Here is a 26066-nt window from a genome sequence, read left to right on the forward strand (position 1 = left end):
ACTCATGGCAATTCGTAAGTACAAGCCGACTACGCCGGGTAGGCGCGGGGCGTCCGTCTCGGACTTCGCCGAGATCACCCGGTCCACCCCCGAGAAGTCGCTGCTGCGTCCGCTGACCAAGAGCGGTGGCCGTAACGCGCACGGTCGTATCACCACCCGGCACCGCGGTGGCGGCCACAAGCGTGCCTACCGTCTGATCGACTTCCGTCGACTGGACAAGGACGGCATCCCGGCCAAGGTCGCTCACATCGAGTACGACCCGAACCGCACCGCCAACATCGCGTTGCTGCACTTTGTCGACGGCGAGAAGCGCTACATCATCGCGCCGAAGGGCATCAAGCAGGGCACCCCGATCGAGTCCGGCCCCACGGCCGACATCAAGCCGGGTAACAACCTGCCGCTGCGCAACATCCCGACGGGTACCACCATCCACGCGGTGGAGCTCCGTCCGGGCGGCGGCGCCAAGCTGGCCCGTTCGGCCGGTATGAGCATCCAGCTGCTCGGTAAGGAAGGCCCCTACGCCACGCTGCGTATGCCCTCCGGTGAAATCCGCCGCGTCGACGTGCGCTGCCGCGCCACCGTCGGCGAGGTCGGCAACGCCGAGCAGTCGAACATCAACTGGGGCAAAGCCGGCCGTATGCGCTGGAAGGGTCGCCGTCCCACGGTCCGTGGTGTCGTCATGAACCCGGTCGACCACCCGCACGGTGGTGGTGAGGGCAAGACCTCCGGTGGTCGCCACCCGGTCTCGCCGTGGGGTCAGCCGGAAGGCCGCACCCGCAAGCCCAACCGTCCGAGCGACAAGCTCATCGTCCGCCGTCGCAAGACCGGCAAGAAGCGCTGAAGGAGGAGGTAAGAAATGCCACGCAGCCTCAAGAAGGGCCCGTTCGTCGACGACCACCTCCAAGCGAAGGTGGACGTTCAGAACGACAAGGGCACCAAGCAGGTCATCAAGACCTGGTCCCGCCGTTCGACCATCACCCCGGATTTCATCGGTCACACCTTCGCCGTCCATGACGGTCGCAAGCACGTGCCGGTGTTCGTCTCCGAGAACATGGTCGGACACAAGCTGGGTGAGTTCGCGCCCACCCGGACGTTCAAGAGCCACGTCAAGGAAGATCGGAAGAGCAAGCGGCGATGACCACTGAGACTCAGAATCCGACTGCGCGCGCGACGGCCAAGCACGTTCGCGTGACCCCGATGAAGGCTCGCCGTGTCGTGGACCTGGTCCGCGGCAAGCGAGTCGAGGACGCACTGGCGATCCTGAAGTTCGCGCCCCAGGCAGCGAGCGAGCCGGTCGCCAAGGTCGTGGCCAGTGCCGCGGCGAACGCCGAGAACAACCTCGGCCTGAACCCGGCCACCCTGGTGATCTCGACGGCCTACGTCGACGAGGGCGCCACCATGAAGCGTTTCCAGCCGCGGGCCCAGGGCCGTGCGTTCCGGATCCGCAAGCGCACCAGCCACATCACCATCGAGGTCGAGAGCGTTCCCACCGCCGGTGGATCCACTCGTAACCGCCGGAAGGGAGGGGCAAAGTAAATGGGACAGAAAATCAACCCCCATGGCTTCCGCCTCGGTATCACCACCGACTGGAAGTCGCGTTGGTACGCGGACAAGCAGTACGCGGACTACGTGAAGGAAGACGTCGCCATTCGCAAGCTCCTCGCCACCGGCATGGAGCGGGCGGGCATCTCGAAGGTCGAGATCGAGCGCACCCGTGATCGCGTCCGTGTGGATATCCACACCGCGCGTCCGGGCATCGTGATCGGCCGTCGTGGCGCGGAAGCCGACCGCATCCGCGCCGAGCTGGAGAAGCTCACCAAGAAGCAGGTGCAGCTGAACATCCTCGAGGTCAAGAACCCCGAATCGGATGCGCAGCTCGTCGCCCAGGGTGTGGCCGAGCAGCTCTCCAACCGTGTGGCGTTCCGTCGCGCGATGCGTAAGGCCATCCAGTCGGCCATGCGTTCGCCGAACGTCAAGGGCATCCGCGTGCAGTGCTCGGGCCGCCTCGGTGGCGCCGAAATGTCGCGCTCGGAGTTCTACCGTGAGGGTCGCGTTCCGCTGCACACGCTGCGCGCGGATATCGACTACGGCCTCTACGAGGCCAAGACCACCTTCGGTCGCATCGGCGTGAAGGTCTGGATCTACAAGGGCGACATCGTCGGTGGCAAGCGTGAGCTGACCGCCGCGAGCGCTCCGGCAGGCGATCGTGATCGTCCGCGCCGCGAGCGTCCGAGCCGTCCGCGTCGGTCCGGGTCCGCCGGCACCACGGCGACCAGCACCGAGGCCGGACGCGCCGCCACCGCTGTGGCGGAGGCACCGGCAGAGACACAGGAGGGCTGAAGCAATGCTGATGCCTCGTAAGGTCAAGCACCGTAAGCAGCATCACCCCGGTCGTTCCGGCATGGCCAAGGGCGGCACCGCGGTGACGTTCGGCGAGTTCGGAATCCAGGCGCTGGAGCCGGCTTACGTGACCAACCGGCAGATCGAGTCGGCCCGTATCGCGATGACCCGCCACATCAAGCGTGGCGGCAAGATCTGGATCAACATCTACCCGGATCGCCCCCTCACCAAGAAGCCCGCCGAGACCCGCATGGGTTCCGGTAAGGGTTCGCCGGAGTGGTGGATCGCGAACGTCAAGCCCGGTCGCGTGATGTTCGAAATGTCGTACCCCAATGAGGAGACCGCTCGTGAGGCCCTGCGCCGCGCGATGCACAAGCTCCCCATGAAGTGCAGGATCGTGACCAGGGAGGAGCAGTTCTGATGGCTACCGAAACACCGGCCGCCGAGCTCCGCGAGCTCACCGAGGACGAACTCGTTTCCCGCCTGCGTGAGTCGAAGGAAGAGCTGTTCAACCTGCGCTTCCAGATGGCGACGGGTCAGCTGGACAACAACCGTCGGCTGCGCGTCGTTCGTCACGAGATCGCGCGCATCTACACGGTCATGCGCGAGCGCGAGCTCGGCCTGGCCACCGGACCCGCTGGCAAGGGAGATGCGGCATGAGCGAAAAAGTGGAAGGGCAGCGCAACAGCCGCAAGGTTCGCAGCGGCTACGTTGTCTCGGACAAGATGAACAAGACGATCGTCGTCGAGCTGGAAGACCGTCACCGGCACCCGCTCTACGGCAAGATCATTCGCACCACCTCCAAGGTGAAGGCGCATGACGAGAACGAGGTTGCCGGCGTCGGCGACCGCGTTCAGCTGATGGAGACCCGTCCGCTGTCGGCCACCAAGCGCTGGCGTCTGGTCGAGGTCCTGGAGCGGGCCAAGTAAGTCCCCTCCACGGCTGACAGTCGAACACCGAAGGCCCGCTTCCACTCGGAAGCGGGCCTTCGGCATTTCCCAAGGCCCCGACTTTCCGAGCCTTGGTATCACGCTTGGTATCATTCGACTATGGCCTGGACGATGCGGCTCCCCGAGGACGAAGACGCTGCGCTCACCGCGCAGGCGGATGCCGAAGGGCGTTCCAAACATGAAATCACCCGTGACGCGCTTCGGCTCTATTTGATGCGCCACCGCCGGTGGGAGGAACCCCTGCTGACCGACGAGGAGACCTTCGATCTCGGTGGTCCCGTCGGCAAGGATGATATTCACGATGCGATGAACCGGTCGGCATGATCGTTGTCGCGGATACCTCCGGACTTCTTGCAATCTTCAATCGGTCCGAACCCGAGCATTTCGCGGCTCGGCGAGCGGCCGACGCGGCCAGCGCGCTGATCGTCAGTCCGCTCACTCTCACCGAGGTTCACCATGTCGCGAGTGTCCGCGCGGGCCGCAAAGTGGCCGACGGCATCCTGGAGTTGGTGGCTGATCGAGCTGCCGCCACCCGCATCGCGATTGCGAATGTCGATGCGGCACAGCTGCGCACCGCGATCGCGGTGCGTGCGGGCTACGACGGATTGAACCTCGATCTGGTCGACGCGATCTGCGTAGCCCTGGCCGATGAGTACGAAACCGACGCGATATTGACGCTGGATCGGCGTGACTTCCGAGTGCTGCGGCCGCTGAACCGATTCCCAGCGTTCCGAATTCTGCCCGACGACCTGGGTACGGCATAGCAAGGAGACCAGCCGGGGCACCATCCTCGGCAAGGAGTTGCTCGGGAACTGTCCGACATCAGGAGTGCTCGGCGGTCGCGGGTGGCTTCCTCGCCGGGCCCGGCTCAGTGGCGTGGTGGGCCTGTGGGAACCATCGTTCCGGCCCCGTCGTGATCGGATCCGCCCGCGACGCATGATCGGGGCCCGTCAGTCGGAGAGTTGGGCCATGATGCGGGTCAGTTGGGTGGGGCGGGTGGTGGGGGTCGCCTTCATCAGGCGTAGGAACAGGGAGTAGCGGGCGGTGCGGTCCAGGTTGGCGAATCGGGTTCGAGCCGTCGGGTTTTCGGACAGGGCCGCAGCCAGGTCGGGTGGGGTTGTCGCGGTGCGTTGGGGTGCGTACGCGGATGACCAGCGGCCGTCGGATTCGGCGGCGGCTATGGCGGCGAAGCCGGGGGAGCGCATGCGGCCCGCGGCGATCAGGGTTTCGGCTTTGGTGACGTTGACCTGGGACCAGGGGCTTTTCGGGCGGCGGGGGGAGTAGCGCTGGAGGTAGTGGCTGCTGTCGAGGGAACGGCGGTTGCTGTCGATCCAGCCGTAGCAGAGGGCGCCGTCGAGTGCCTCGGTGATGGTGATGGTGGTGCTGCCGGAATTCTTCTTCGCGATTTTCAGCCAGACGCCGGTGCTCGACGCGTGGTTATCCGTGAGCCAGGATTCCCACGCGGCGGGGGTGGCGAAGTCGAGGGTGTCGGCGGTATCGCGTGATTCCATGGGGGCTCCCGGTGGCTCGAAGTGGTGGTTGCTATCGATCATCGTGGGAAAAGTGCTCATGGAATGAGCTGTTTGGGTGGGGGATCGGTCCGGCCGGAAATTCTCCGTCCGTCTCGGCGGATTCCTGGGATTTTCTTCGAAGAATGTCCGCTGAGAACGGGACCGTCATGTTCGTCTGGTTGTCTGGTCCGGTGGGGTTGAACGGGCCCACCGAATATGCGGAGGTTCGGCAGTGGGATTCGGACAGGTCGATCGACGGGCGCTGCGGGAGCAGTTGGTGCGGACTCGGATCGCGGGGGATGTCGCGACGCCGAGGGAGGTGAATCTCGAGCATCTCCGGCGCATGGTGGGCAAGGATCCGCACTATCAGTTCGGGTTGACGTTGAAGGATTGGACCTTCGACGAAGCCCTCGACATGATGGCGAGGCTGTGCGGGGTGAGTCCGGACTCGCGGTTCCTGCGCGGCGTGGACACCATCGACCCCGATCTCACGCTCGATGCCCTCGACGTGATGGGCGCGAGGATCGGGGAGGCGGCCCGGCGTCGGGAAACGGTGCTGCTCGCCACCGGGCATCCGGGCACGCTCATGAATGTCTATCGCGCCGTGGAGGATCGGCTGCGTGCGGCGGGTTGTGCCGTGCTGACGCCCGCCGCGGGCTGGTCCTACGAGGCCGACGAGCACTACGGTCCGCGCCGCCGCCAGATCCGGTACAACTCGGGGGTCGCGACCGTGGTCCGGCCCGACGGCGCACCCGCTCACACCCACGATCCGCATCCGATGCGGGCGATGCTGCGCGAACTCGACAACGGCACGTGGCCGGATCTGGTCATCGCCGATCACGGTTGGGCGGGCGCGGCGGGTGATGCCGGTATCGATGTCGTCGGATTCGCCGACTGCAACGATCCCGCGCTGTTCGCGGGGCAGGCCGAGGGCAAGATCGTCGTGACGGTGCCGTTGGACGACGGCATCCGGCCCGAGGACTACGAACCGCTGATCGGGTACCTGCTCGCCCGCGCCGGACTGTCCGAGTGATCGACCTCGCCTGATCAGCTCACGGCGAAGGGCCGACGAACCTTGACCACGGCGTCGAGCACCCTCGTCACAGCGGACGTGGGGACGCCGACCTCGTTGCCGATGCCCGCCGGGGTCCACGACTGATCCGCGAGGGTCAGGATCTCCGCGACCTGACCGACCGGGAGCCGGGAGAAACCGCGATCGGCGATGGTGCGGGCCACCGACCAGATCTCCACGTCGCCGTCAGCATCGGGATCGGGCTCGTCGAATTCGGGCTCGAGGTCGTCGACGGCGTTGCGTGCGGCGGCGATGGCGTCGAGGGTGAGGCGCGGGTGGCGCGGTTCCGGGCCGGGATCGGCGTCGAGGGTGAGCTGTTCGGTATTCACCGGGGCGCTCTGCTCCTCGGGGGTCGGCGAGGTGGAGCGCGGGGTCCTGCGGTGGTATTCCGCCGGGGCGGGCTGGTCGCTGCCGGGGAGATCTTCGAGGGGGATCAGCGGGGGTTCGGCGGGACGGGGTGCGGAGGTGGACGTCTGCCGGTCGGTGGATTTCGTGGTGCGGGGAGCCTCTGCGGTGTGGATCGGAACGACGTGCGCCGCACGCTCTCCCGAGCCCGAGCCCGAGCCCGAGCCCGAGCCCGAGCCCGAGCCCGAGCCCGAGCCCGAGCCCGAGCCCGAGCCCGAGCCCGAGCCCGAGCCCGAGCGGGTGTTGGATCCGGTGTCGGTATCAGAGCCGGAGTTGAATCCAGGGCTTGCGGTGGAGTAGGTGTCAGCGCCCGCGTTGGAGCCGGAGAAAGAGCCCGAGTCGGAGCGGGTGTCGATGCCGGAGCCCGCGCTGGAGCTGGGGTTGGCTTCAGAGACTGCGGTGACACGGAGATCGGAGTCCGCGATGGTGTTGGTGCTGGAGTGGATGTCGGACCCGAAGTTGGAGCCGGAGCCCGAGTTTGGGTTGGGGTTGAATCCGGAACCGGCGGTGATGTGGGCGTCAGAGCGGGTATTGGAGCCCGAGCCGGGGTTGGATCCGGAGCCGATGTTGGAGTCCGAGTGGGAGTTGGACCTCGAGTGGGTGTCGGGGTTGAAGTCCGCGTTGGTGCTGGAGCGGGTGGCGGTGGTCGCGCTGTTGACGAGGGCGGATCCTGCGGGGTGCCCGTTCATGGCGTTTCGCCGTGCGGCGCGTTGGTCGGCCAATGATGTGACCGCGCCGCCGGTCCGGTGCGAGATCGGTGCTCGGGTTGCCGTCGCGATGGACGGTTCGGGACGGGCTGCCAGATGTTCGGTTGTGGTCGCGGACTCGGAATCGCTGGACGAGCGGTTCGACTCGGCTGCCGAGTCTTCGCTGTGCGGCATGTTGTGAGAGCTGTCGCGACCTGCTGTCGACGTGTCCGTGTGCGCGTCGGTGATCGCGGTGACAGCGTCACCGGCCGTGGTGGGGGTGCCACCCGCGGTGTTGTTGTCATGATCGGATTCGATGCTGCGCGTGACGAAAACGGGTTCCGTCGGAACGGACGCCATCGCAACGGATTCCGCACTGGGATGCGCGTGGCCGTTCAGGTCGCTGACCGCTCCGATGCGGTCGGTTCGGCCGACCACGGCGCCTCGCGCCGATTCGGTGACGGTGTCGCGTCCGTCGATGTTCGGCGAGGCGGCGGTGCGAGAGTAGTCCGCTCGGCGCGCCACACCATCGTGAGCCGAAGCCGAAGCCGAAGCCGGAGCCGAACCCGAAGTTGAAGCCGGAGCTGGAGCCGCAGCCGCAGCCGAAGTTGGAGCGGGAGCCGCAGCCGAAGTTGGAGCGGGAGCCTGAACCGGAGTGGAAGCCGATGTCGGAGTAGGAGCAGACGTCAGAGTCGGAGCGGGAGTCTGAACCGGAGTGAAAGCCGGAATCTGAACCGAAGCCGGAACTCGATCTGGAGACGGAGCCTGATCCGAAGGCGGAACCGACGCCGCAGGCGTCGAATCGAATTCGCCGTGAACCGGCGCGCTGTCGTTCATCGTGGGGACGCCGGGCTCATTCGAGAACCGGGTGTATTCCTGCGCCTGTTCGGATACGTTGCCGCCGTTGCCGGTGGCCGTAGCGGCCGAGGCGCGCCCGGTGGCCACAGCTTCATCCGCCTCCGCGACACAGGCTCCATCAGCGTCGACGGCGTACTCGTCACGGACGGATGCCGCTACCTCGCGCCGGACAGCAGCGCGCTGATCCACGAATTCCGCCGCGGACTCCTCCAGCGCGGCGAACCCGCCACCCCGACGCGACTGATCACCCGCATTGTGCTCGGTCGGATGGAGTGCCGACCCGTCGACGGGCCGTTCGGACCGGGGGGCAGGGTGGGGCACCGAATCGTCGGGACCGTGCACCGTACGCCCGTTCGGCGTGCGGGCGGTGCGACCGTTCGCCCGTCCGGTGGCGCGTGCCGCGCCATTCACTCCGGTCCGCAGGTCGGCGACGGACACCAGTTCGTGGGTGAGGATCTCCGAGGCGCGGTCGTCCCACCGTGCCGACGGCTCGGTGCCGTTGCGACGTTTGGGCTCGTTGCCGTTGTGTCCGGAATGCGCCGCGGAGCCGTTGACGCCGTTGTGTCCGTTCCTGCCGTTGTGCTCGCGGTGCGGAGTGATATCGCGGTCGTGTCCGTTGCTTCGCGGACGCTCGGTCGGACCGGGGCGACCGAGCAGCGTCATCGGGATCGATGACGACAGCGGCTCGTCACCGGAACGCCCGTCTTCGACGACCCGCTCGGCACTGGTGTCGCTTCGGTGTTCGCGGTAGTCGTCGTCCACCGACGGCGACGCGTAGATACTTCCGCCCAGTTTCGGCGCTGCGGTGTCGTCGACGATGGGCACACTGTCGATGAGCTGCGCGTATCGGGTGGCGACCCAGGCGTGCAGCCAGATGACCACGCCGACCATGACCGGTGCGATGGCGAATTCGGCGGCTTTGCCCCAGTGTCCGGCGGCCAGGTGCGGGCCGGTGTTGAGCGCGACGGTGGTGCCGAGCAGCGCGGTCTCGAAGACGACCACCTTGCCGCGCGGCAGTTCCCTGCCCCAGCTGGCGGCGGTGGTCGCGACCACCATGATCGTGATGATCGGGATCGAGATCATCGCCTCGATGCCGTAACTCAGCCAGTACAGCGGATCGGACATGTCGCCACTGGGCACCAGATTGTGCTGCACGTTGACACCGGCCCAGACCATGCCGAGAACGACGACGCCGATCAGTACCCGCGACGACCACTCGGCGCGTCGGTAGAGCTGGGCGAGCCTGGCGTCCTGGTTGGCGACCCGTCGGCGTGCGGCGAGCGCGCGCCGATGCCATCTGGCGTCCGCCTCGTCGGCTCGTTGGATGGAGGTGGAGGTGCGACGGTCGCGTTTCTCGGCGGCCAGTTCGTCCTGGACCGCGCGCCGCCGCTGTCCGCGTCGCTGGGCGCGGATCCACTCGGCGAGTTCGCGTTCGGCCACGATCTCGGCATCCGACAGCACCTCTACCAGGGCGGCGTCGTGCTGGAGCGGCAGCATGCCACGGGCCGTCGCGACCCGGTCCGCCAGTGCTGCGATCTCGGAGGTGCCGGTCGACTGTTCGTCGGGCATCGCGAACCTTCCCTGGAACGGGTATCGTGCCGATTCATCGGTGGCGACAAAGTTGCTCGAACATATGTTTGAACGCAGTGAGAGTAATCCCGCCGCCCCGCCGCGGTCAATGCCACGCGGGGGCGTGTTGTGAACAACGCATATTTACCCTGGTGGGCATCGGTTGAATGATGAAGCTCACGGTGCGCGCGGTCCTACGAACCATCGCGACGCGGGGGCTCGATACCCGGGGAAAGCCGTCGACGGACCGTCGGAATCGAACCGTGTTCGGCGGTAATTTCTGAGCGCTCGCGCCGATGATTCGCGACCTCGTGATATGTCCGAGATACGTCGAAAAATGGCCCGAGGAATGGCGTGACAAATCGCCTGTCGGATCGATTGGTCAGGTCGCAGGAATTGATTGCGACGAACTTGCCGAACGCTCCGAAATGGTCAGGAGACGGTGGTGTGCCAGACGATGGCGGCGGCGAGCGCGCCCGCGCCGTTGACCGACCAGTGCAGTGCGATCGGGGCGAGCAGACTGCCGCTGCGGCGGCGCAACCAGGTGAAGACGACACCCGCGACGGCGGTGGCGGCCACGGCCAGCACAATGCCCGCGATCTGACCGACGACACCGCCGCCGAGGAATCCGGACAGGCCGCGATTATTGGAGGTCAGGCCGAACGAGGAAGCGATATGCCACAGACCGAAAAGCAGTGATCCCGCGGCGAACACACCGCGGGCGCCATAGGCCCGATCGAGGGTTCCGTGCAGGACGCCGCGGAAGGCGAGTTCCTCCGGGATCACCGTCTGCAACGGGATCACGATCATCGAGGCGATGAGCGCGCCGGAGATCGTGGCGTAGCGGTCGGCGAGGAAGAAGGGGCGGGTCACCGGCAATAGCGCGCCGATTGCCACGGCGGTGAGGACGATGCCGACGGCGGCGAGCGCGTAGAGCGTGCCGCGTCGCCAGTGCCGTGGCGAGAGGCCGAGTTCGGACCATCCGAGACCGCGCCTGCGCACCAGCGCGAGCAGCACGAGCGCGGCGACGGGAACGGTGACGATACTCGCCCACGCGGTGGTGAAATGCGCGATCAGATTGGTTCCCGCGAGGACGACGACAACGACGGCCACATCGATGTAGGCATGCAGACGTGGGCGGGGCGGGGCCGCTTCCTCGAGGTCGGTTCCAAGCACCCGGCCCAGTGTACGGACGGACTCCGAGGCCGCGAGTGTTTGTGACGCAACCATCGTCACCTGGTCGGGTTGCGGGAATCGTCCTGGTCAGGGCGGAGGCAACCGTGCTTTCCGGTCGGCGGGACGCCGGTCACCGGTGGTGCGGGCCGCTCGCGCCGGGACCCGCCCACCCTTCGGGATCGGTCCACGCCTGGAGCGACCGCCGTGTCCGGAACCGTCGGAGTTCCCCACTGATCGGATCGGTGAACTCCAGCGCGGCGGCCAGTAATTGCAGCGGCCGGGTGAAATCGTCGACCGGTTTGTCGGTCACCCTCGGGTAGAAGTCGTCGCCGAGGATCGGCACGCCGAGGCTGTTCATATGCAGCCGCAGTTGATGGGTGCGCCCGGTGTGCGGCCGCAGTCGGTAGCGCGCGAGTCCGCCGCGCACCTCGACCAGCTCCACCACGGTTTCGGCATTGGGTTCGCCCTCGACCTCCTGCGCGGCGAGCACCTGCTTCTCCTTGACGATCCGGCTGCGCACCGTCCTCGGCAGTGTCAGCGTCGGATCGTAGGGCGCGATGGCCTCGTATTCCTTGCGCACCGTGCGACGGTGGAACATCGTCTGATACGCGCCGCGCCTGGCGGGATCGATGATGAACAGCACCAGCCCGGCCGTCACCCGGTCGAGCCGGTGGGCGGGTATGAGGTCCGGCAGGTCGAGTTCGTGCCGCAACCGCACCAGTGCGGTCTGCCGGATGTGCTGTCCGCGCGGAATGGTCGCCAGGAAATGTGGTTTGTCGATGACGAGCAGGGTGTCGTCGCGGTGCACGATGCCGATGTCGAACGGGACATCGGTCTCGAGCGGCAGATCGCGGTGGAACCAGACGGCTCCGCCGGGTGCGTAGGGTGCGTCCGGGGCGATGGGGCCGTCCATGTCGACGATGGCGCCGGCGCGCAGCAGTTCATCGATCCGCGCGGGATCGACCCGGGGCAGCCGCTCGACCAGATGTTCCCGGATGGTTGCCCACGTACCGTCCTCCGGCAGCCGTAGCCGGGCCGGATCCAAGCCGAACCGCTTGGGCAACGGCGGCTGCTGCCTCCTTCTCATCGGAGACGACCCTAGTCCTCGGCCGTCGATGGCCGATGACCGGTCGTCATTCGATACCGCCGCCCCGGTCGAAAACGACTCAGAATCCGCGCAGTCGATCGGGCGTGATTCGGATAGCGGCGGAGTATTCGGCGTAGAACTGCTCGGGTGTCATCGAGATGCTGACCATGCCTTCGGCGTATTTCGTTGTGTAAGCGGCGATTTCCGCGTCGCTCGGGCGTTCGTCGGCGATACGCGCGGCGCCGGTGAGAACGGTGACCTCGTCGCCCCACTCGGTGCAGTTGAGATTCAGCGAAACTCGTGAATTGCGAACGATATTACGAACTTTCGGCTTGTCGTTCTGGCTGAATATCAGGAATTCGCCGTCACGCCATTGGAACCACACCGGATTCGGCTGGGGTGTGCCGCTCGGGCCGACGGTGGTCAGCCAGATGACGTGCTCGCTGTTCAATCGGGCGGTAACTTTAGCTCCGAGTTCGGTCTCGGTGTCGACGACGGGCGGTGCTGAGCGATCGGATGCCGTAGAGGTCATGCCGTGCACAACGCGGCGATCCGGCGTGCGATTCCGTATGTGTCCGAGTTGTCCGATCCTCGCGAGATGCCCGCGGAACGGGAAACTTAGCCTTACCTATCTTTCCTCGCGTCGACTATGTGAAGATGAGGCCGATTCGGTGAGATGCCACACGAGCGCGAGAGGCGAGGTCCAATGACGGTGGAGGTCACGCCGCTACCCACGGCGGAGACGGGGAACCGGCCACCCAAGGCGGTGGCGAAGGAACGTAAACAGCAGGAAGCCCAGGCCCGCAAGGAAATTCTCGCGCCCGTCAGACCGGCGTTGACGGCGGCGAGCATCATCATCGCCATCTCCTCGGTCTGCAACGTGGTTCCGTTCATCCTGATCGTCGAGGCGTGCGGAGAACTGCTCGATGATCCGGTCGACACCGATCGCGTGTGGCGTCTGCTCGGCGGCGCGGTCGTCGTCCTGGTCGTCCGAGGTCTGTTGCAGGCGGTCGCGCTGACCTGGTCACACCTGGTCGACGCCGGCTACCAGTTGACGGTGCGCCGGGCGCTGGCGGAGAAACTGACCAGGGTGCCGCTCGGCTGGTTCGGTGAGCGTACCTCGGCCGAGGTGAAGAAGTACCTCCAGGACGACGTCGAGGCCCTGCATTACCTGGTCGCGCACGCGCGGCTGGAATTCGTCGGCGCGCTCGTCATGCCGCTGGTCACCCTCGGCTATCTGTTCACCGTCGACTGGCGGATGACCCTCGTCCTGCTGCTTCCGCTGGTGTTCTACGCGATCACCCTGGCCATGATGATGGATCAGAACAGTCGTGACCGTCTCGCGGTCTACAACCGCTGGGAGCAGCGGACGCGGGAAGCGACCATCGAATTCGCCGACGGTATCCAGGTGGTGCGCGCGTTCGGGCAAGCGGGCAAGGCGCACAGCGTGTACCAGGAGGCGGTGGATTCGCAGGCCAGGAGTTTCGACCGGTGGAAGACGCCGATCATCCGGTTGCAGGCCATCTCCGATGTCGTGATCGCCCCGGTTTTCGTGATGCTGGTGATCGTGGCCGCCGGGCTTGGCGCGGTCGGACTCGATTGGCTGGAGCCGCTCGATATCCTGCCGTTCCTGCTGGTCGGTCTCGGGCTCGGCAGCGCGCTGCTCGGGCTCGGCTACGGCGGGCAGGCGCTGCGCGCGGCGGGCGCGGCGGTGCTGCGGCTGCACGACCTCCAGCAGACTCCCGAACTGCCTTCGGGCGCGGGCGCGACCCAGGACCCGGCGACCGTGGGAACGGTCCGATTCGAATCCGTCGAATTCGGTTACCGCGAGGACCATTCGGTGCTGCGCGATGTCAGCTTCGAGTTGACGCCGGGCACGCTGACCGCGCTCGTCGGCCCGAGCGGTTCGGGCAAGTCGACACTGGCGAAGCTGCTTCCCCGTTTCTACGACGTGAACGCGGGCCGGATCACCATCGGGGGCCGCGATATTCGTGAGTTCACCACCGAGGAGCTGTATCGCACAGTCGGATTCGTCTTCCAGGACGTCCGGCTGATCCGCGGCACGATTCGCGACAACCTCCGGCTGGCCCGCGAGGACGCCGACGACGCCGCGCTGGAACAGGCCGCGCGCGCGGCCCAGATCCACGAACGGATCATGGCCCTGCCGCGCGGCTACGACTCCGAGATCGGCGGCGACGCCAGTCTGTCCGGCGGCGAGGCGCAACGGCTCTCGATCGCCCGCGCGCTGCTCGCCGACAGTCCGGTGCTCGTACTCGACGAGGCGACCGCCTTCGCCGATCCGGAATCGGAGGCGGCGGTGCAGGACGCGCTCGCGGTTCTGGTCGCCGGACGCACGGTGCTGGTGATCGCGCATCGGCTGCACACCATCACCGGTGTGGACCGAATCCTGGTGCTGGAGCAGGGAACCCTGGTGGAACAGGGTGACCACGAGAGTCTGCGCGAGGCGGGCGGCACCTATCAGCGACTGTGGGAGATCAACGAGGCGGCGCTGAGCACGGTCGCGCTGATCGGAAGCGAGGAGTCCCGATGATCGGCACATTGCTCGGGCTGGTTCCGGCCCGATTCGCCCCGCTCACGCCGAAATTGCTCGCCGCCATCGTCGCGCAGTCGCTGAGTCAGGCCGCCGCGTATCTGCTGCTGGTGCCGACGCTGGAGGCGGTGTTCGACGACGATCTGGAGCGCGCGTGGATCTGGGCGCTGTGCATGCTGGCCGCCGTCGTCGCCTTCGCGATCTTCGGATACCTCCAGGCCTCGATCGGCCTGCGCATCGCGGTGGGGATGCAACGCGGATTGCAGACCCGGATCGGTGACCATCTCAACGCCCTGCCGCTCGGGTGGTTCGAAACCCGCAGTTCCGGTCGGCTTTCGCGGATCGCCGTGGAGAATGTCCGCGAAATCCAGGGCGCGGTGGCCTATCTGGTCGCCAAGGTATTCGGCGGCATCGTCGTTCCGCTCGGTGTCGCGCTCGGCATGTTGCTGATCGATTGGCGAATCGCGCTGGCCATGCTGCTCTCGGCCCCGGTGCTGTTCGCGATCAACGGTGTGGCGGGGCGGGCCTATCAGCGCGCCGACGCGCACGCGCACGAGGCGGCGGCCGAGGCCGATGCCCGCGTGGTCGAATTCGCCCAGGCCCAGTCGGTGCTGCGCGCGTTCGGGGCCGTCGGCGCGGGAAACAAGGCGCTGGACTCCGCGCTGCACCGGCAGCGGGCGGCGATCGCGCGCCAGGTGTTCACCTCGGTACCGGGGTTGATCGTGTTCGCGCTGTTCGTGCAGGCGGTGTTCCTGGTGCTGGCCTACATCGTCGTCGCGCGGGTGACCGACGGGGCGATCTCGGTCGCCGCGGCGATCGCGCTGATCGCGGTCAGTTCGCGGTTCATCGAACCGCTGAACCTGGCCGCGCAGTTGGGGAACGGCCTGCGCGCGGCCGCGACCGCCGTCGAGCGGGTGAGCGCTCTGCTGGACGAGCCGACGTTGCCCGAGGCGACCGTGCCCGTGACGCCGGGGGCGCCGACGGTCGTCTTCGACGGTGTGAGTTTCGGCTACCGGCCGGGTGAACCCGTGCTGACCGATATCACCTTCAGCGTCCCCGCGGGCACGACGACGGCGATCGTCGGGCCGAGCGGAGCGGGCAAGACGACTCTGCTTCGGCTGGCCGCGCGGTTCTACGATGTGGACTCCGGTCGCGTCGCGGTGGGCGAACACGATGTGCGCGAACAGCCGTCGGAGACGCTGCTCGATCAGCTCTCGTTGGTGTTCCAGAACGTCTACCTGTTCGACCGTTCGGTGGCCGAGAACATTCGGATCGGAAAACCGGACGCGTCCGACGAACAGTTGTGGCGCGCGGCGACAGCGGCGCGGGTCGACGAGATCGTGGAGCGCCTTCCCGACGGCATGGACACCGCCGTCGGTGAGGGTGGCGCCGCGCTGTCCGGTGGTGAGCGGCAACGTGTTTCGATCGCGCGCGCGTTGCTCAAGGACGCGCCGATCGTATTGCTCGACGAGGCGACCAGCGCGCTCGATCCGCACAGCGAGGCCGTCGTGGTGCGCGGTGTGCACGAATTGACCAGGGGCAAAACGGTTATCGTGGTCGCGCATCGTCTGGCCACCATCGCCCACGCCGACCAGATCCTGTTCGTCGACGGCGGCACGATCGTCGAACGCGGGACCCACGAGGAGTTGCTCGCGCTCGCGGGCCGCTACGCCGATTTCTGGAACGAGAGGTCGCGCGCCGCGGGTTGGCGGCTGGAACCCGCTGCGGTCTGACAACTTTCGTGACGGTGCCGCCCGCTGCTGAGGTAGCGGGCGGCACCGTCATGTGACGACTACTTCCAGTAGGCCTGGTATTTGATCGAGTTCTTCGACAGGCCGTGTGTGGTCCGCAGGGTTTTGACGATCGAACGGGTGGTGGCGCCGTCGCAGGCGACCCAGCCGAACGCGTCGGTACCGCAGGTGATTTCGAGTGCCTGCTCGCGCAGCAGCCTGCCGTCGTCGACGCGCTGCCACCAGCTCACCTCGTGATGTGGCTTGTTGCGCACCGGCAGGGTCCTGTCCGATTCGTACTGCCATTCCAGCCATACTCGCGCGGGCGTGTCGCCGATCGCGTCGAGCAGCGAATTGATCGCGGGCAGCGAGGCGGTGTCACCGAAGACGAGGTATTCGCTCGGAGTGGTCTGCGGCAGTTGGAATGTGGAGCCGAGCACGGTGGCGTCGAGCGGGTCGCCGACCGAGGCGGTTCGCGCCCACTCGGCGGCGGGTCCGTGGTGCAGAGCGAATTCCATCGAGAACCGATCACCTTCGGGATCGGGATCGACGAGGGTGAAGGCGCGGTGGTGCAGCTTCTCGCTGCCCGGCTCCGGAATCCACACGCGCACCCACTGGGTGGGATGCACCGGGTGGTCGGCGAGCAGGCCGCCCGCGTCGAAGCCGAGTCGGACGAATGTGTCGGTCACCTCTTCGGTCGAGGTCACGGTGAGCCGGTAGTCCTTTCCGCCCCACGCCTTGACCACGACGCCGTTGAATCCTCTGCTCATGCGACTGAGGGTAGCCTAATAAAGCTCCAGGCGTCACGGGCGCGAACCCGAGGAACGTGGAATGCCCCGCACCGGGGCGGGGCATTCCGGGTGTCGCGGTGTCGTGCCGCGCTCAGTCGACGGTGGCGGTGTTCAGCAGCCCGTGCCGACGAAATTGCCGATTTCGCAGACGGATTCCTGGGTCAGCTTCCAGGTGCCGCCGATCTGGCGCCAGGAGAAGTCGAAGTACCACGGGTCGTAACCGTCGGTGGCGGTCAGCAGACGGGCGTACACCACGTCGCCGTCGTTGGTGATCGGGCCGACGACATCCCAGTGCCAGCTCGCGGGCGCGATGGCGATCAGGGTGGCGGCGCGATCGAACGCGGGCAGGCCCGCCTCGCCGTTCTCCAGTTCTGCGGCGCGCGCCGAACGCGACGCGCCCGTGTTGAACAGCACCGATACCTTGGCTCGGAGTTCGCCGACGCCGGGGGTGTTCGCGCGCATCGGGGCCGTCATCGGGGCGGCCTGGGCGACCGCGGTGGTAGCGACGGTGCCGAGGCCACCCGTCAGGACCGAGGCCGCGACCGCGATGGCGGCCATGGTCTTTCGGCTGATTCCGATCATGTGTTCATTCCAATCGTTCCAGTGTGCGGGTTCGCCCACGGTTGGGTCGAGCGCGCGCCTTCACTGTAAGGTAAGCCTATGCAAACATAGATGCAAAGTGTTGGTCGGCGTGGGCGTGCCCACGAGTATGACGCGAGTCGAGAGTGGAGTACCGGTGGGAACACTAGTAGTGGTCGGGGCCGGGCCGAAAGCCATCGCGGTGGCGGCCAAAGCCTATGTGCTGCGAGAACTGGGTCTGCCCGCGCCGCGCGTCGTGGTGGTCGAAGCGCAGGCGGTCGGGGGGAATTGGCTTCCGACGGGTGGCTGGACCGACGGTCAGCACCGGCTCGGCACGAGTCCCGAGAAAGATATCGGCTTCCCGTACCACTCCACCTGGGCGCGCGGGCGCAACCGGGACATCAACGACGCCATGATGGCCTTCAGTTGGACCTCCTTCCTCGTCGACCAGGGCACCTACGCCGAGTGGATCGACCGGGGCAGGCCGAGTCCGCAGCACCACGTCTGGGCCAAGTACCTGCAATGGGTCGCGCGCGCAGTCGATCTCGACGTCGTCTACGGCACCGTCGACTCGATCGCCGCCGCGGCCGACGGCTGGCGGGTGACCGCGCTGGACGGTGACGGCGTCGCCACCGAGATCGAGGCGGACGGCCTGATGATCACCGGCCAGGGGCGCAGCGAGAAGGCGCTCGCGAAACATCCCAAGGTGCTCAGCATCGCGCAGTTCTGGGATCTCGCGGGCAAGCGCAGTCTCCCCGTCGCCTCCCGGGTCGCCGTGATCGGCGGCGGTGAGACCGCGGGTTCCGCGTTGGACGAGTTGATTCGGCACGGCATGCTGTCGATCTCGGTGATCTCGCCGATGGCGACCATCTACACCCGCGGTGAGAGCTATTTCGAGAATTCGCTTTTCAGCGATCCCATCAAATGGGGCACGCTCAGCGTCGACGAGCGCAGGGATGTCATCCGGCGTACCGATCGCGGCGTGTTCTCGGTCCGGGTCCAGGAGAGTCTGCTCGCCGACAATCGCGTGCACCATATGCAGGGCCGGGTGGTGCGGGTCGCGGATCAGGACGACTGCGTCGCGCTGACCCTGCGCAACGAGATGCGTCCGGACCAGTTGCACACCTGCGATCTGGTGATCGACGCGACGGGCGGCCGTCCGCTGTGGTTCCTCGACCTGTTCGACGCCGATGCCGAGGACCTGCTCGAACTCGCCGTCGGCGGAGAGTTGACGCACGCCAGGATCGAGGCGTCCATCGGTTACGACCTAGCGGTCTCGGGTCTGGACAGCAAGTTGTACCTGCCGAATCTGGCCGCGCTGGCCCAGGGGCCGGGTTTCCCGAATCTCAGTTGCCTCGGCGCGCTTTCGGATCGGGTGTTGCAGACGGCGACGGTGCGCCAATCGGCGTCCAGGCGTCGCAACTCCGCCGTTCCCGTCGACTGATCCGGTCGACGACCAGGCCCGGCCGAGTAGGCTAGGCTAACCTTTGTATTCGTGAGGGAAGGTTCATTTCATGCGTATCGTGTCGTTCGGATTCCAGACCTGGGGTCGTAAAACCCTGCAGGCCTTGATCGACTCGGAACATGAGGTGGTGCTCGCGGTGACGCACCCCGCGAGCGAGCAGTCCTACAAGGCGATCTTCTCCGATTCGGTCGAGGAACTGGCGCGCGAACACGGGATACCCGTGCACCTCACCGAACGCGCCGACGCGGAGACCATCGACCTGGTCAAGCGGGCCGAACCCGATGTCATCGTGGTCAACAGCTGGTACACGTGGATGCCCGCCGAGCTGTACAACCTGCCCGCGCACGGCACCCTGAACCTGCACGACTCACTGCTTCCGCGATTCACCGGCTTCTCCCCGGTGCTGTGGGCGTTGATCAGCGGCGCCTCCGAGACCGGTCTCACCGTGCATCGCATGGACGAGGGTCTCGACACCGGCGACATCATCGTGCAGCGCTCGATTCCCATCGGCCCGACCGACACCGGCACCGAACTCGTGCTGCGCGGCATGGAATTGATTCCGGACGCGATCAACGAGGCGCTGACCGCGCTGGACCAGGGCACCGCGGTGTGGCGGCCGCAGGACAGGGCCGAACGCACCTACTTCCACAAGCGTTCCGACCGCGACAGCCGGATCGATCTCACGTGGTCGGCCCAGGATCTGGAGCGTTTCGTGCGCGCGCTGTCCGCGCCGTATCCGCGCGCGTTCAGCCACTACCGCGGCGAGCGTATCGAGGTGCTGTCCGCGCGGGTCTCCGAGGCGCGCTACGGCGGGACACCGGGACGCGTCATCGTCCAGGAGGGCGGCGGCGCCGTGGTGACCGGAGTCGACGCGCACCGCGGCGGCAATCACGCGCTGGTGATCACCCGCGTGCGCGACGCCGACGGTGTCGAGCACGACGGAACCGCATTCTTCGCGCGCGGTGGCTACCTCACCGATCAGTGACCTGATCGGCCCCACCGCGTATCCGGCGCGTCCGGACATCCAGCCAGACAGACGATTCGAAGGACGAACATGGCAGACGACATTCTCGAGCGCCGCAAGCAGCTGTTGCAGAGACGCTTGCGCGAGCAGGGTGTGCAGGCGTCGCCCGAGAACCGGACCGCCCCGACCGTGCCCGCTCGCGTTCCCGGTGAGCCGAGCGCGCTCTCGGCCGCCCAACAGCGGATGTGGTTCGTGCAGCGGCTCGATCCGAGCGACACCACACTGAATGTCTGCGTCGCCTACCGGCTCGACGGAACCGTCGACCCGGACCGGCTGCGGGCCGCGTTCGCGACCATCGTCTCCAGGCACGAGATCTTGCGCACGACCTATCACACCGGCGAGAACGGCGAGCCGTACCAGATCTCCCGCGACGACGTCGAGATCCCCTGGCAGCAACACGATCTGACCGACCTGCCGGACAGCGTCCGGCAGCGCCGGGTCGAGGTGCTCGCGCGGCGCGAATTCGCCCGCCCGTTCGCGCTGTCCTCCGATCTGCCGTTGCGTCCGACGCTGATCAGGACCGACGCCGAATCCTTCGTCCTGGTTCTGGTCGTGCACCACATCGGCTGGGACGACGACTCGTGGCCGGTCTTCTTCGCCGAACTCAACGCGGCGTACCGGGGCGAGGGCGAACTGCCCGAGATCCGCGCGCAGTACGTCGATGTCGAGGTACTCGGGCAGGCCGAGCGCGACGAGAGCGCGGGCCTGGAGTTCTGGCGCTCCGCGCTGACTCCGCTGCCGGAGCGTCTGGAACTGCCGAGTCGCCGCACCGGCGGCACGAGTGCCAAGAGCGCCGATCGCGTGGTTCGTGAACTGCCCGCCGAGTTGATGACGCTGGTGGCCTCGACCGGTCGCGCGCATTCGGCGACCCCGTTCACGGTGCTGCTCGCCGGTTTCCAGGCGCTGATCCGGCGCTACACCGCCGCGACGGATTTCCTGGTCTCGATGCCCGTGGTCAACCGCCGTGACGCGAACGCGGAGGCGTTGATCGGATATTTCGGCAACACCGTGCTGGTGCGCGCGATGCCGGAGAGCGCCGACACCTTCGCCGCGCTGCTCGAACAGACCAGGGACGCCGTCGTCGGCGCGTTCACCCACCAGGACATCGGCGTGGATCGCGTGATCCAGGCGGTGAGTCCGGAGCGGGTGGCGGGCAGTGACGCCATGTCGCAACTGGTGCAGCTCAGCTTCACCGTGCGCGGCCAGGCCAACGGATTCGACCTGCCCGGAATCGAAGCCACCGAACTGCCGCTCGGCAGCGTCGTCTCCCAGGAGCCGCTGGGCCTGATGGTCGTCTCCGACGCCGCGGGCTCGCGGGTGGAGGCCACCTACCAGGTCGACGAACTGGAACAGTCGCTGGTGGTGCAGTTGCTCGACCACTACGTCCAGCTGCTCGACAGCGCGGTCCGGGATCCGCAGCGGCGTCTGCGCGATCTGGATCTGCTCGGCGACGCCGATCGCGAGGAGTTGCTCGCGGTATCGCGCGGCACGCTCGTCGACGAGCGGCCGACCACCATGGTCGCCATGTTCGAACGTCAGGTCGACGCGACGCCCGATGCTGTCGCGATGGTCTCCGACCAGGTCGAACTGACCTATCGCGGGCTGAACCAGCGGGCGAACCGGTTGGCGCACTGGCTGATCGGCAACGGCGTCGGTCCCGAGGACATCGTCGCGCTGCGCCTGGCCACCTCGGTCGAATTCGTCGTCGCGATTCTGGCGGTGCAGAAGGCCGGTGCCGCGTACCTGCCGATCGACCCGGCCTATCCGGCCGAGCGCACCGAGTACCTGCTCGAGGACGCCGACCCCAGGCTGACGCTGGACGAGGTGACGGTGGCCGCCGCCGAGGAGCAGGCCGCGACGTCGCCCGACCGCGATCCGGTCGACGCCGACCGCTCTGCGGCGCTGCACCCGTCGAACACCGCCTACGTCATCTACACCTCCGGTTCCACGGGTAAGCCGAAAGGTGTTCCCGTACCGCACGACGCGATCGCCGAACATCTGTCGGGTTTCAACGCGGAATGGGATCTCACCCCGCAGGACCGGGTGCTGCAATCGACCTCGGTCAGCTTCGACGCCTCCCTGCTCGATATCTTCGTCACCCTGACCGCCGGTGCGCGCGTGGTGATTCCGAAGCCGAACGCCTACCGCGACATCCCCTATGTCGCGGATCTGGTCACCCGCCACGGCGTCACGGTGCTGCACATGGTGCCGTCCATGCTCGCCACCTTCCTGGTGCTGCCCGAGGTCAACGATTGGCGCACGCTGCGGCGCGTGCCGGTCGGCGGCGAGGCGCTCGCGGGTGAGGTGGCCGACCGTTTCGCCACCCAGTTCGACGCGGAACTGCGCAATCACTACGGCCCCACCGAGGCGGTGGTGTGTTCGGCGCACATGGAGGTCGACGGCCCGCAGGGCAACGGCATCGTCCCGATCGGGCTGCCGAACCAGAACGTGTACCTCTACCTGCTCGACGACGCGTTGCAGTTGGTGCCCTCGGGTGTGGTCGGCGAGATCTACCTCGGTGGACGTCAGTTGGCGCGCGGCTATCTGCACCGGCCCGGCCTGACCTCGGAGCGGTTCGTCGCCGATCCGTTCCTCGAAGGCGGGCGGCTGTACCGCACCGGTGACCTCGCCCGGCGCAATGCCGAGGGCGAGATCGAATTCATCGGCCGCGCCGACGAACAGGTCAAGGTCCGAGGGCACCGGATCGAGCTCGGCGAGGTCGAGGCCACCGTCACCGATCATCCGACGGTCGCGCACTGCGTGGTGATCGTCGCCGAGCACGAGATGCTCGGTCCGATCCTGGCCGCCTACGTCGTTCCCGCCTCGGGCGCCGAGGTCGATCTCGACGAGATCCGCGCCCACGTGGCGACCACGCTGCCCGAGTACATGGTCCCTTCGGCCTTCGCCGTCATCGACGAGGTGCCGCTGACCGCGCACGGCAAACTGGACAAGCGCGCGTTGCCCGCCCCGGTATTCGCCGAGACCCGCGCCTACCGGGAACCGCAGACCCCCACCGAGGTCCGTATCGCCGGACTGTTCGCCACGCTGTTCACCCGCGAGCGGGTCGGCGCGGACGACTCGTTCTTCGAACTGGGCGGGCATTCGCTGCTCGCGGCTCGGCTGATCACCATGATCCGCGCCGAATTCGGCATCGAGATCGATATGCGGGTGCCGTTCGACAAGCCGACGGTGACCGCGCTCGCGGCCCACCTGGTCGCGGCGTTCCGCGACGAATTCGATATCGACCTCGACGAGATCGACGGTTTCGAGACCGATGGTTTCGAGACGAGAGAACAGCCGAGCGAGCCCGCGCCGGTCGCCGAATCACGCGCCGCGAAGCCGGAATTGGTGCGACGTGACCGTCCGGAACATATTCCGCTGTCCTACTCCCAGCGCGTCTACTGGCTGCAACGGCGGCTGGAGGGCGCGATCGACGGCGAGAACGTCAGCTACCCGGTGCGTTTCGACGGACCGTTCGACGTGGACGTGCTGCGCGCGGCGATCGACGATGTGGTGGCCCGGCACGAATCCCTGCGCACCAGCTTCCCCGAGCACGACGGCACGCCCTACCAGGTGATCGCCCCCGCCGGACCGGTGCCGGTCCCGCTCGTGCGGATCGGCGACGCCGCCGATGTCGCCGATGTTCAGGCCAGGCTGGACGCGGAACTCGCGGCGGACTGGGATTACGTATTCGATCTCGCGGCCGAGCCGATGGTGCGGTTCCGCCTGCTCGAACTCGCCCCGGACAAGCATGTGCTGTCCATCCTGATGCACCACATCATCGCGGATATGCGCTCCTGCCAGATCTTCCTCGACGATCTCACCGTCGCCTACCGGGCCCGGCTGTCGGGCGCGGCGCCCGGCTGGTCCGAGTTGCCGATCCAGTTCGCCGATTTCGCGATCTGGCAGCGCGAGATCTTCGATCGTGGGGCGGGCCGTGAGGTCAGTCCGTATGGTCGGGCGCAGTTGGATTACTGGCGCGAGACCCTCGCCGGGCTGCCGGACGAGATCTGCGTCGCCCACGACCGTCCGCGTCCGCAGGTGCTGGGCCGCAACGGTTTCAGCGCGGCGCGCGTGGTGCCCGCCGCGACCTGGAACGCGCTGCGGGCCAGGGCCGACGAGGTCGGCGCGACCGAATTCATGCTCTGCCAGGCGGTCAGCGCCGCCGTGGTGAACGTGCTCGGCGGCGGTGAGGACGTGGCGATCGGCGCGGCGGTCGCCAACCGCATCGGCCAGACCACCGACGAACTCGTCGGCCTGTTCGCCAATGTGGTGGTGATGCGCCACAACGTCTCGGGGAACCCGACTCCGCGCGGCATGTTGGAGCGCACGCGCAACGCGGCGCTCGACGCGATCAGCCATCAGGGTGTGCCCTTCGAGCGGCTGGTCGAGACGCTGAATCCGGCACGTTCGCTGTCGCGTAATCCGTTGTTCCAGGTCATGATGCACTTCCGGCATCGACCGACCACGGTCCCGTTCACCGAGGACGGCTCGACGACGCTCAGCGGTATCGCCGGCTACTACGACGTCTCCTTCATGGACTTCCACCTGGACTACTCGGTGGAGACCAACGGCGACCTGATGGCGCGCGTCGTGGTGAATCCGGATCTGTACAACGCCGAGACCGGCCAGATCTTCGCCGATGTGCTGGTGGGTGTGCTCGAGGCCTTCGCCGAACAGCCGGACCGCGCCGTGGGCGAACTCGACGTGCTGCCGCAGGGGTGGGACACCAGCCGTTCGGTGATCCGCCACGCCGCCGCCGCTATCGACGGGGAAACCGGTTATGTCGCACCGCGAACCGACACCGAGCGCGTACTGGCCTCGATCCTCGAGGAACTGCTCGAAATCGACGAGGTCGGCCGCGAGGACGGTTTCTTCGGCTTGGGCGGTGACAGCGTCATCGCGATCAAGTGGGCGGCTCGCGCGGCCGAGGCGGATCTGCCGCTGAGCCCGCAGATGGTGTTCGAGTACTTCACGATCGCGGATCTGGCCGCGGCCGTGGACGAGGCGATCGCCAACCCGCCCGAGGTGACCGCCGAGGAGCAGCAGACCGCGCCGATGTCGGCCTCGGGTCTGGACGCGAACGCGCTCGCCGCACTCCAGAGTTCGTGGGCCTCGCAGGGCTGATCAACGCGCAGGAACGACACCGCCCCGGCCACCCGAGCGAATCGGGTGACCGGGGCGGTGGTGTTCCGGACTACTTGGAGATGTTGACCAGCGCGGGGGTCAGCTTGTCCAGGATGTACGGGATCGACTGCACGGTCGGCTGATTGACCGCCGTGATCTCCTGGGTGCTCAGGAAGACGACCCCGCCCTTGCGGACCGAGGGCAGGTCCGCGTAGCCGGGCAGTTCGCGGTATTTGCTCTCCATACCCGGGGTGTATCCGGCCAGCAGCAGATCCGAGGTCAGTTCGTCGAGACGTTCCGGCGAGAGCGAGACCCGGCCCTGGCTGGACGGCATAGCGATGAGATTCTGCGGGATTCCGAGGCCGAGCTGTCCGAAAACCTTGCCGGAACCGTCGTTCGGGTCGGTCAGCACCATGAGCTGGCTCGGGCCGCCGAGCCAGGTGCTGGCGAAGGTCTTACCCTTCAGTCCCGGATTGGCCTGGGTGATGGCAGTGATCTTGGAGTCGACGCCCGCGATCAGGGCGGTGGCGGCGTCCTCCTTGTGGAGAACCTTGCCGAGCGTGGTCACCAGTTCCTGCCAGGGAGAGACGATCTCCTTGCTCAGACCGGGCAGGGTCGGCGCGATCTTGGAGAACGCGTCGTAGCGGGGCTGATCGGCGATGAAGGTGTCGGCCAGGATCAGATCCGGCTCCAGCGCGGCGACCTGTTCGGGGATATCGCCGGTGGCCTCGATCTGTTTCGCCGACGACGCGATCGGACCCTGCCACGGCGGTGTGCTCTTGGACAGCACCGCGACGTTGTCGAGATATCCGACCGGGGTCACCCCGAGTGCCAACGCGGTGTCCAGCCACTGATTGCCGAGGACGACGATCCGCTCCGGGGTCCCGTCGATCGTGGTCTCGCCACGGGCGTGCTGGATCGTGAGGGAGTCGCCGCCGCCCGCGGAGTCCTCGTCGGATCCGCATGCCGCCAGGCCGAATGCCATGGCACCCGCGAGTACAGCGCCCGCCGCGCGGGCCCAGATGCTGTATGTTCGCCCGGATTTCATTGTTGAACCTCCATCGTCGGGTTGAGTCCTGACCCGGTTTGCCGAGTCGTCCCATGCGGTAGACGACCTACCTGCGCTTCCGCGCGGCATCGCCGTG

General features: G+C 67.1%; 23 protein-coding genes. 15 read left to right on the forward strand and 8 right to left on the reverse strand.

Features of this window, described 5'->3' with window-relative positions:
* The first annotated feature begins 4 nt into the window (after positions 1-4).
* The 9 genes from rplB to DAT37_RS15345 all read left to right on the forward strand — a co-directional run bounded on the left by rplB (position 5) and on the right by DAT37_RS15345 (position 4054).
* The gene (gene rplB, locus DAT37_RS15305) at positions 5-841 is read left to right on the forward strand and encodes a 50S ribosomal protein L2 (RefSeq protein WP_109525363.1); all 837 of its coding nucleotides are present in this window, start codon (positions 5-7) and stop codon (positions 839-841) included.
* 15 nt (positions 842-856) lie between these two features.
* Positions 857-1138: a 30S ribosomal protein S19 gene (rpsS, locus tag DAT37_RS15310; RefSeq protein WP_014349056.1), complete on the forward strand. Its 282-nt coding sequence runs from the start codon at positions 857-859 to the stop codon at positions 1136-1138.
* Positions 1135-1536, forward strand: coding sequence for a 50S ribosomal protein L22 (gene rplV / locus DAT37_RS15315; RefSeq protein ID WP_109525364.1), 402 nt, complete (start codon positions 1135-1137; stop codon positions 1534-1536). Before rpsS ends, rplV begins: the two co-directional genes overlap by 4 nt.
* A complete protein-coding gene (gene rpsC / locus DAT37_RS15320) occupies positions 1537-2340 on the forward strand; it encodes a 30S ribosomal protein S3 (RefSeq protein WP_109525365.1) in 804 nt (267 codons plus the stop codon).
* A gap of 4 nt (positions 2341-2344) precedes the next feature.
* Complete coding sequence (gene rplP / locus DAT37_RS15325) at positions 2345-2761, forward strand: 50S ribosomal protein L16 (RefSeq protein ID WP_109525366.1); 417 nt, start codon at positions 2345-2347, stop codon at positions 2759-2761.
* A complete protein-coding gene (rpmC, locus tag DAT37_RS15330; RefSeq protein WP_109525367.1) occupies positions 2761-3000 on the forward strand; it encodes a 50S ribosomal protein L29 in 240 nt (79 codons plus the stop codon). The genes rplP and rpmC overlap by 1 nt, the downstream gene beginning before the upstream one ends.
* A complete protein-coding gene (rpsQ, locus tag DAT37_RS15335; protein WP_109525368.1) occupies positions 2997-3269 on the forward strand; it encodes a 30S ribosomal protein S17 in 273 nt (90 codons plus the stop codon). The genes rpmC and rpsQ overlap by 4 nt, the downstream gene beginning before the upstream one ends.
* 120 nt (positions 3270-3389) lie before the next feature.
* Positions 3390-3614 carry a ribbon-helix-helix domain-containing protein gene (locus tag DAT37_RS15340; protein WP_109525369.1) on the forward strand — a complete coding sequence of 75 codons (225 nt, stop codon included), beginning with the start codon at positions 3390-3392 and terminating at the stop codon, positions 3612-3614.
* Entirely contained in the window at positions 3611-4054 is a 444-nt protein-coding gene (locus DAT37_RS15345; RefSeq protein WP_109525370.1) for a type II toxin-antitoxin system VapC family toxin, read from the forward strand. Before DAT37_RS15340 ends, DAT37_RS15345 begins: the two co-directional genes overlap by 4 nt.
* A 186-nt stretch (positions 4055-4240) precedes the next feature.
* Here the strand turns inward: DAT37_RS15345 and DAT37_RS15350 are convergent, their stop codons facing one another.
* The gene (locus DAT37_RS15350; RefSeq protein WP_232839759.1) at positions 4241-4843 is read right to left on the reverse strand and encodes a YdeI/OmpD-associated family protein; all 603 of its coding nucleotides are present in this window, start codon (positions 4841-4843) and stop codon (positions 4241-4243) included.
* Between the two features lie 190 nt (positions 4844-5033).
* Here DAT37_RS15350 and DAT37_RS15355 point away from each other — a divergent pair, with 190 nt between their 5' ends.
* On the forward strand, positions 5034-5834 hold the full coding sequence (locus tag DAT37_RS15355) for a phosphatase (protein ID WP_198654276.1): 801 nt from the start codon (positions 5034-5036) through the stop codon (positions 5832-5834).
* Between the two features lie 14 nt (positions 5835-5848).
* On the opposite strand, the gene DAT37_RS44105 is transcribed toward DAT37_RS15355, so the two are convergent.
* The 4 genes from DAT37_RS44105 to DAT37_RS15400 form a co-directional block, all read right to left on the reverse strand.
* The gene (locus DAT37_RS44105; RefSeq protein WP_157978492.1) at positions 5849-9391 is read right to left on the reverse strand and encodes a hypothetical protein; all 3543 of its coding nucleotides are present in this window, start codon (positions 9389-9391) and stop codon (positions 5849-5851) included.
* A 432-nt stretch (positions 9392-9823) separates the two neighbouring features.
* Positions 9824-10567 (reverse strand): CPBP family intramembrane glutamic endopeptidase, encoded by a 744-nt coding sequence (locus DAT37_RS15390; RefSeq protein ID WP_232839760.1) that lies wholly within the window; start codon positions 10565-10567, stop codon positions 9824-9826.
* 130 nt (positions 10568-10697) lie between these two features.
* Complete coding sequence (locus DAT37_RS15395) at positions 10698-11654, reverse strand: RluA family pseudouridine synthase (RefSeq protein WP_109525378.1); 957 nt, start codon at positions 11652-11654, stop codon at positions 10698-10700.
* Between the two features lie 79 nt (positions 11655-11733).
* Positions 11734-12186: a TIGR03667 family PPOX class F420-dependent oxidoreductase gene (locus DAT37_RS15400; protein WP_109525379.1), complete on the reverse strand. Its 453-nt coding sequence runs from the start codon at positions 12184-12186 to the stop codon at positions 11734-11736.
* A gap of 174 nt (positions 12187-12360) precedes the next feature.
* On the opposite strand from DAT37_RS15400, the gene DAT37_RS15405 reads away from it, so the two are divergent.
* The gene (locus tag DAT37_RS15405) at positions 12361-14205 is read left to right on the forward strand and encodes an ABC transporter ATP-binding protein (RefSeq protein WP_109525380.1); all 1845 of its coding nucleotides are present in this window, start codon (positions 12361-12363) and stop codon (positions 14203-14205) included.
* Positions 14202-15938 carry an ABC transporter ATP-binding protein gene (locus DAT37_RS15410; RefSeq protein ID WP_109525381.1) on the forward strand — a complete coding sequence of 579 codons (1737 nt, stop codon included), beginning with the start codon at positions 14202-14204 and terminating at the stop codon, positions 15936-15938. Before DAT37_RS15405 ends, DAT37_RS15410 begins: the two co-directional genes overlap by 4 nt.
* Before the next feature lie 59 nt (positions 15939-15997).
* Here the strand turns inward: DAT37_RS15410 and DAT37_RS15415 are convergent, their stop codons facing one another.
* Together DAT37_RS15415 and DAT37_RS15420 are read right to left on the reverse strand one after the other, a co-directional pair.
* Positions 15998-16705 (reverse strand): siderophore-interacting protein, encoded by a 708-nt coding sequence (locus DAT37_RS15415; RefSeq protein WP_109525382.1) that lies wholly within the window; start codon positions 16703-16705, stop codon positions 15998-16000.
* Positions 16706-16837: 132 nt separating this feature from the next.
* Positions 16838-17308: a hypothetical protein gene (locus tag DAT37_RS15420; RefSeq protein WP_109525653.1), complete on the reverse strand. Its 471-nt coding sequence runs from the start codon at positions 17306-17308 to the stop codon at positions 16838-16840.
* 154 nt (positions 17309-17462) lie between these two features.
* Here DAT37_RS15420 and DAT37_RS15425 point away from each other — a divergent pair, with 154 nt between their 5' ends.
* The 3 genes from DAT37_RS15425 to DAT37_RS15435 all read left to right on the forward strand — a co-directional run bounded on the left by DAT37_RS15425 (position 17463) and on the right by DAT37_RS15435 (position 24921).
* Positions 17463-18749: a SidA/IucD/PvdA family monooxygenase gene (locus DAT37_RS15425; protein WP_157978493.1), complete on the forward strand. Its 1287-nt coding sequence runs from the start codon at positions 17463-17465 to the stop codon at positions 18747-18749.
* 70 nt (positions 18750-18819) lie between these two features.
* Positions 18820-19755, forward strand: a complete 936-nt coding sequence (locus DAT37_RS15430) for a methionyl-tRNA formyltransferase (RefSeq protein WP_109525384.1) — start codon at positions 18820-18822, stop codon at positions 19753-19755.
* Between the two features lie 69 nt (positions 19756-19824).
* Complete coding sequence (locus tag DAT37_RS15435; protein WP_109525385.1) at positions 19825-24921, forward strand: non-ribosomal peptide synthetase; 5097 nt, start codon at positions 19825-19827, stop codon at positions 24919-24921.
* Between the two features lie 70 nt (positions 24922-24991).
* On the opposite strand, the gene DAT37_RS15440 is transcribed toward DAT37_RS15435, so the two are convergent.
* Positions 24992-25969, reverse strand: a complete 978-nt coding sequence (locus DAT37_RS15440) for an ABC transporter substrate-binding protein (RefSeq protein WP_109525386.1) — start codon at positions 25967-25969, stop codon at positions 24992-24994.
* Between the last annotated feature and the right edge of the window lie 97 nt (positions 25970-26066).

Origin of the sequence: Nocardia aurea (assembly GCF_003123685.1) — a bacterium.
GTDB lineage: Bacteria > Actinomycetota > Actinomycetes > Mycobacteriales > Mycobacteriaceae > Nocardia > Nocardia aurea.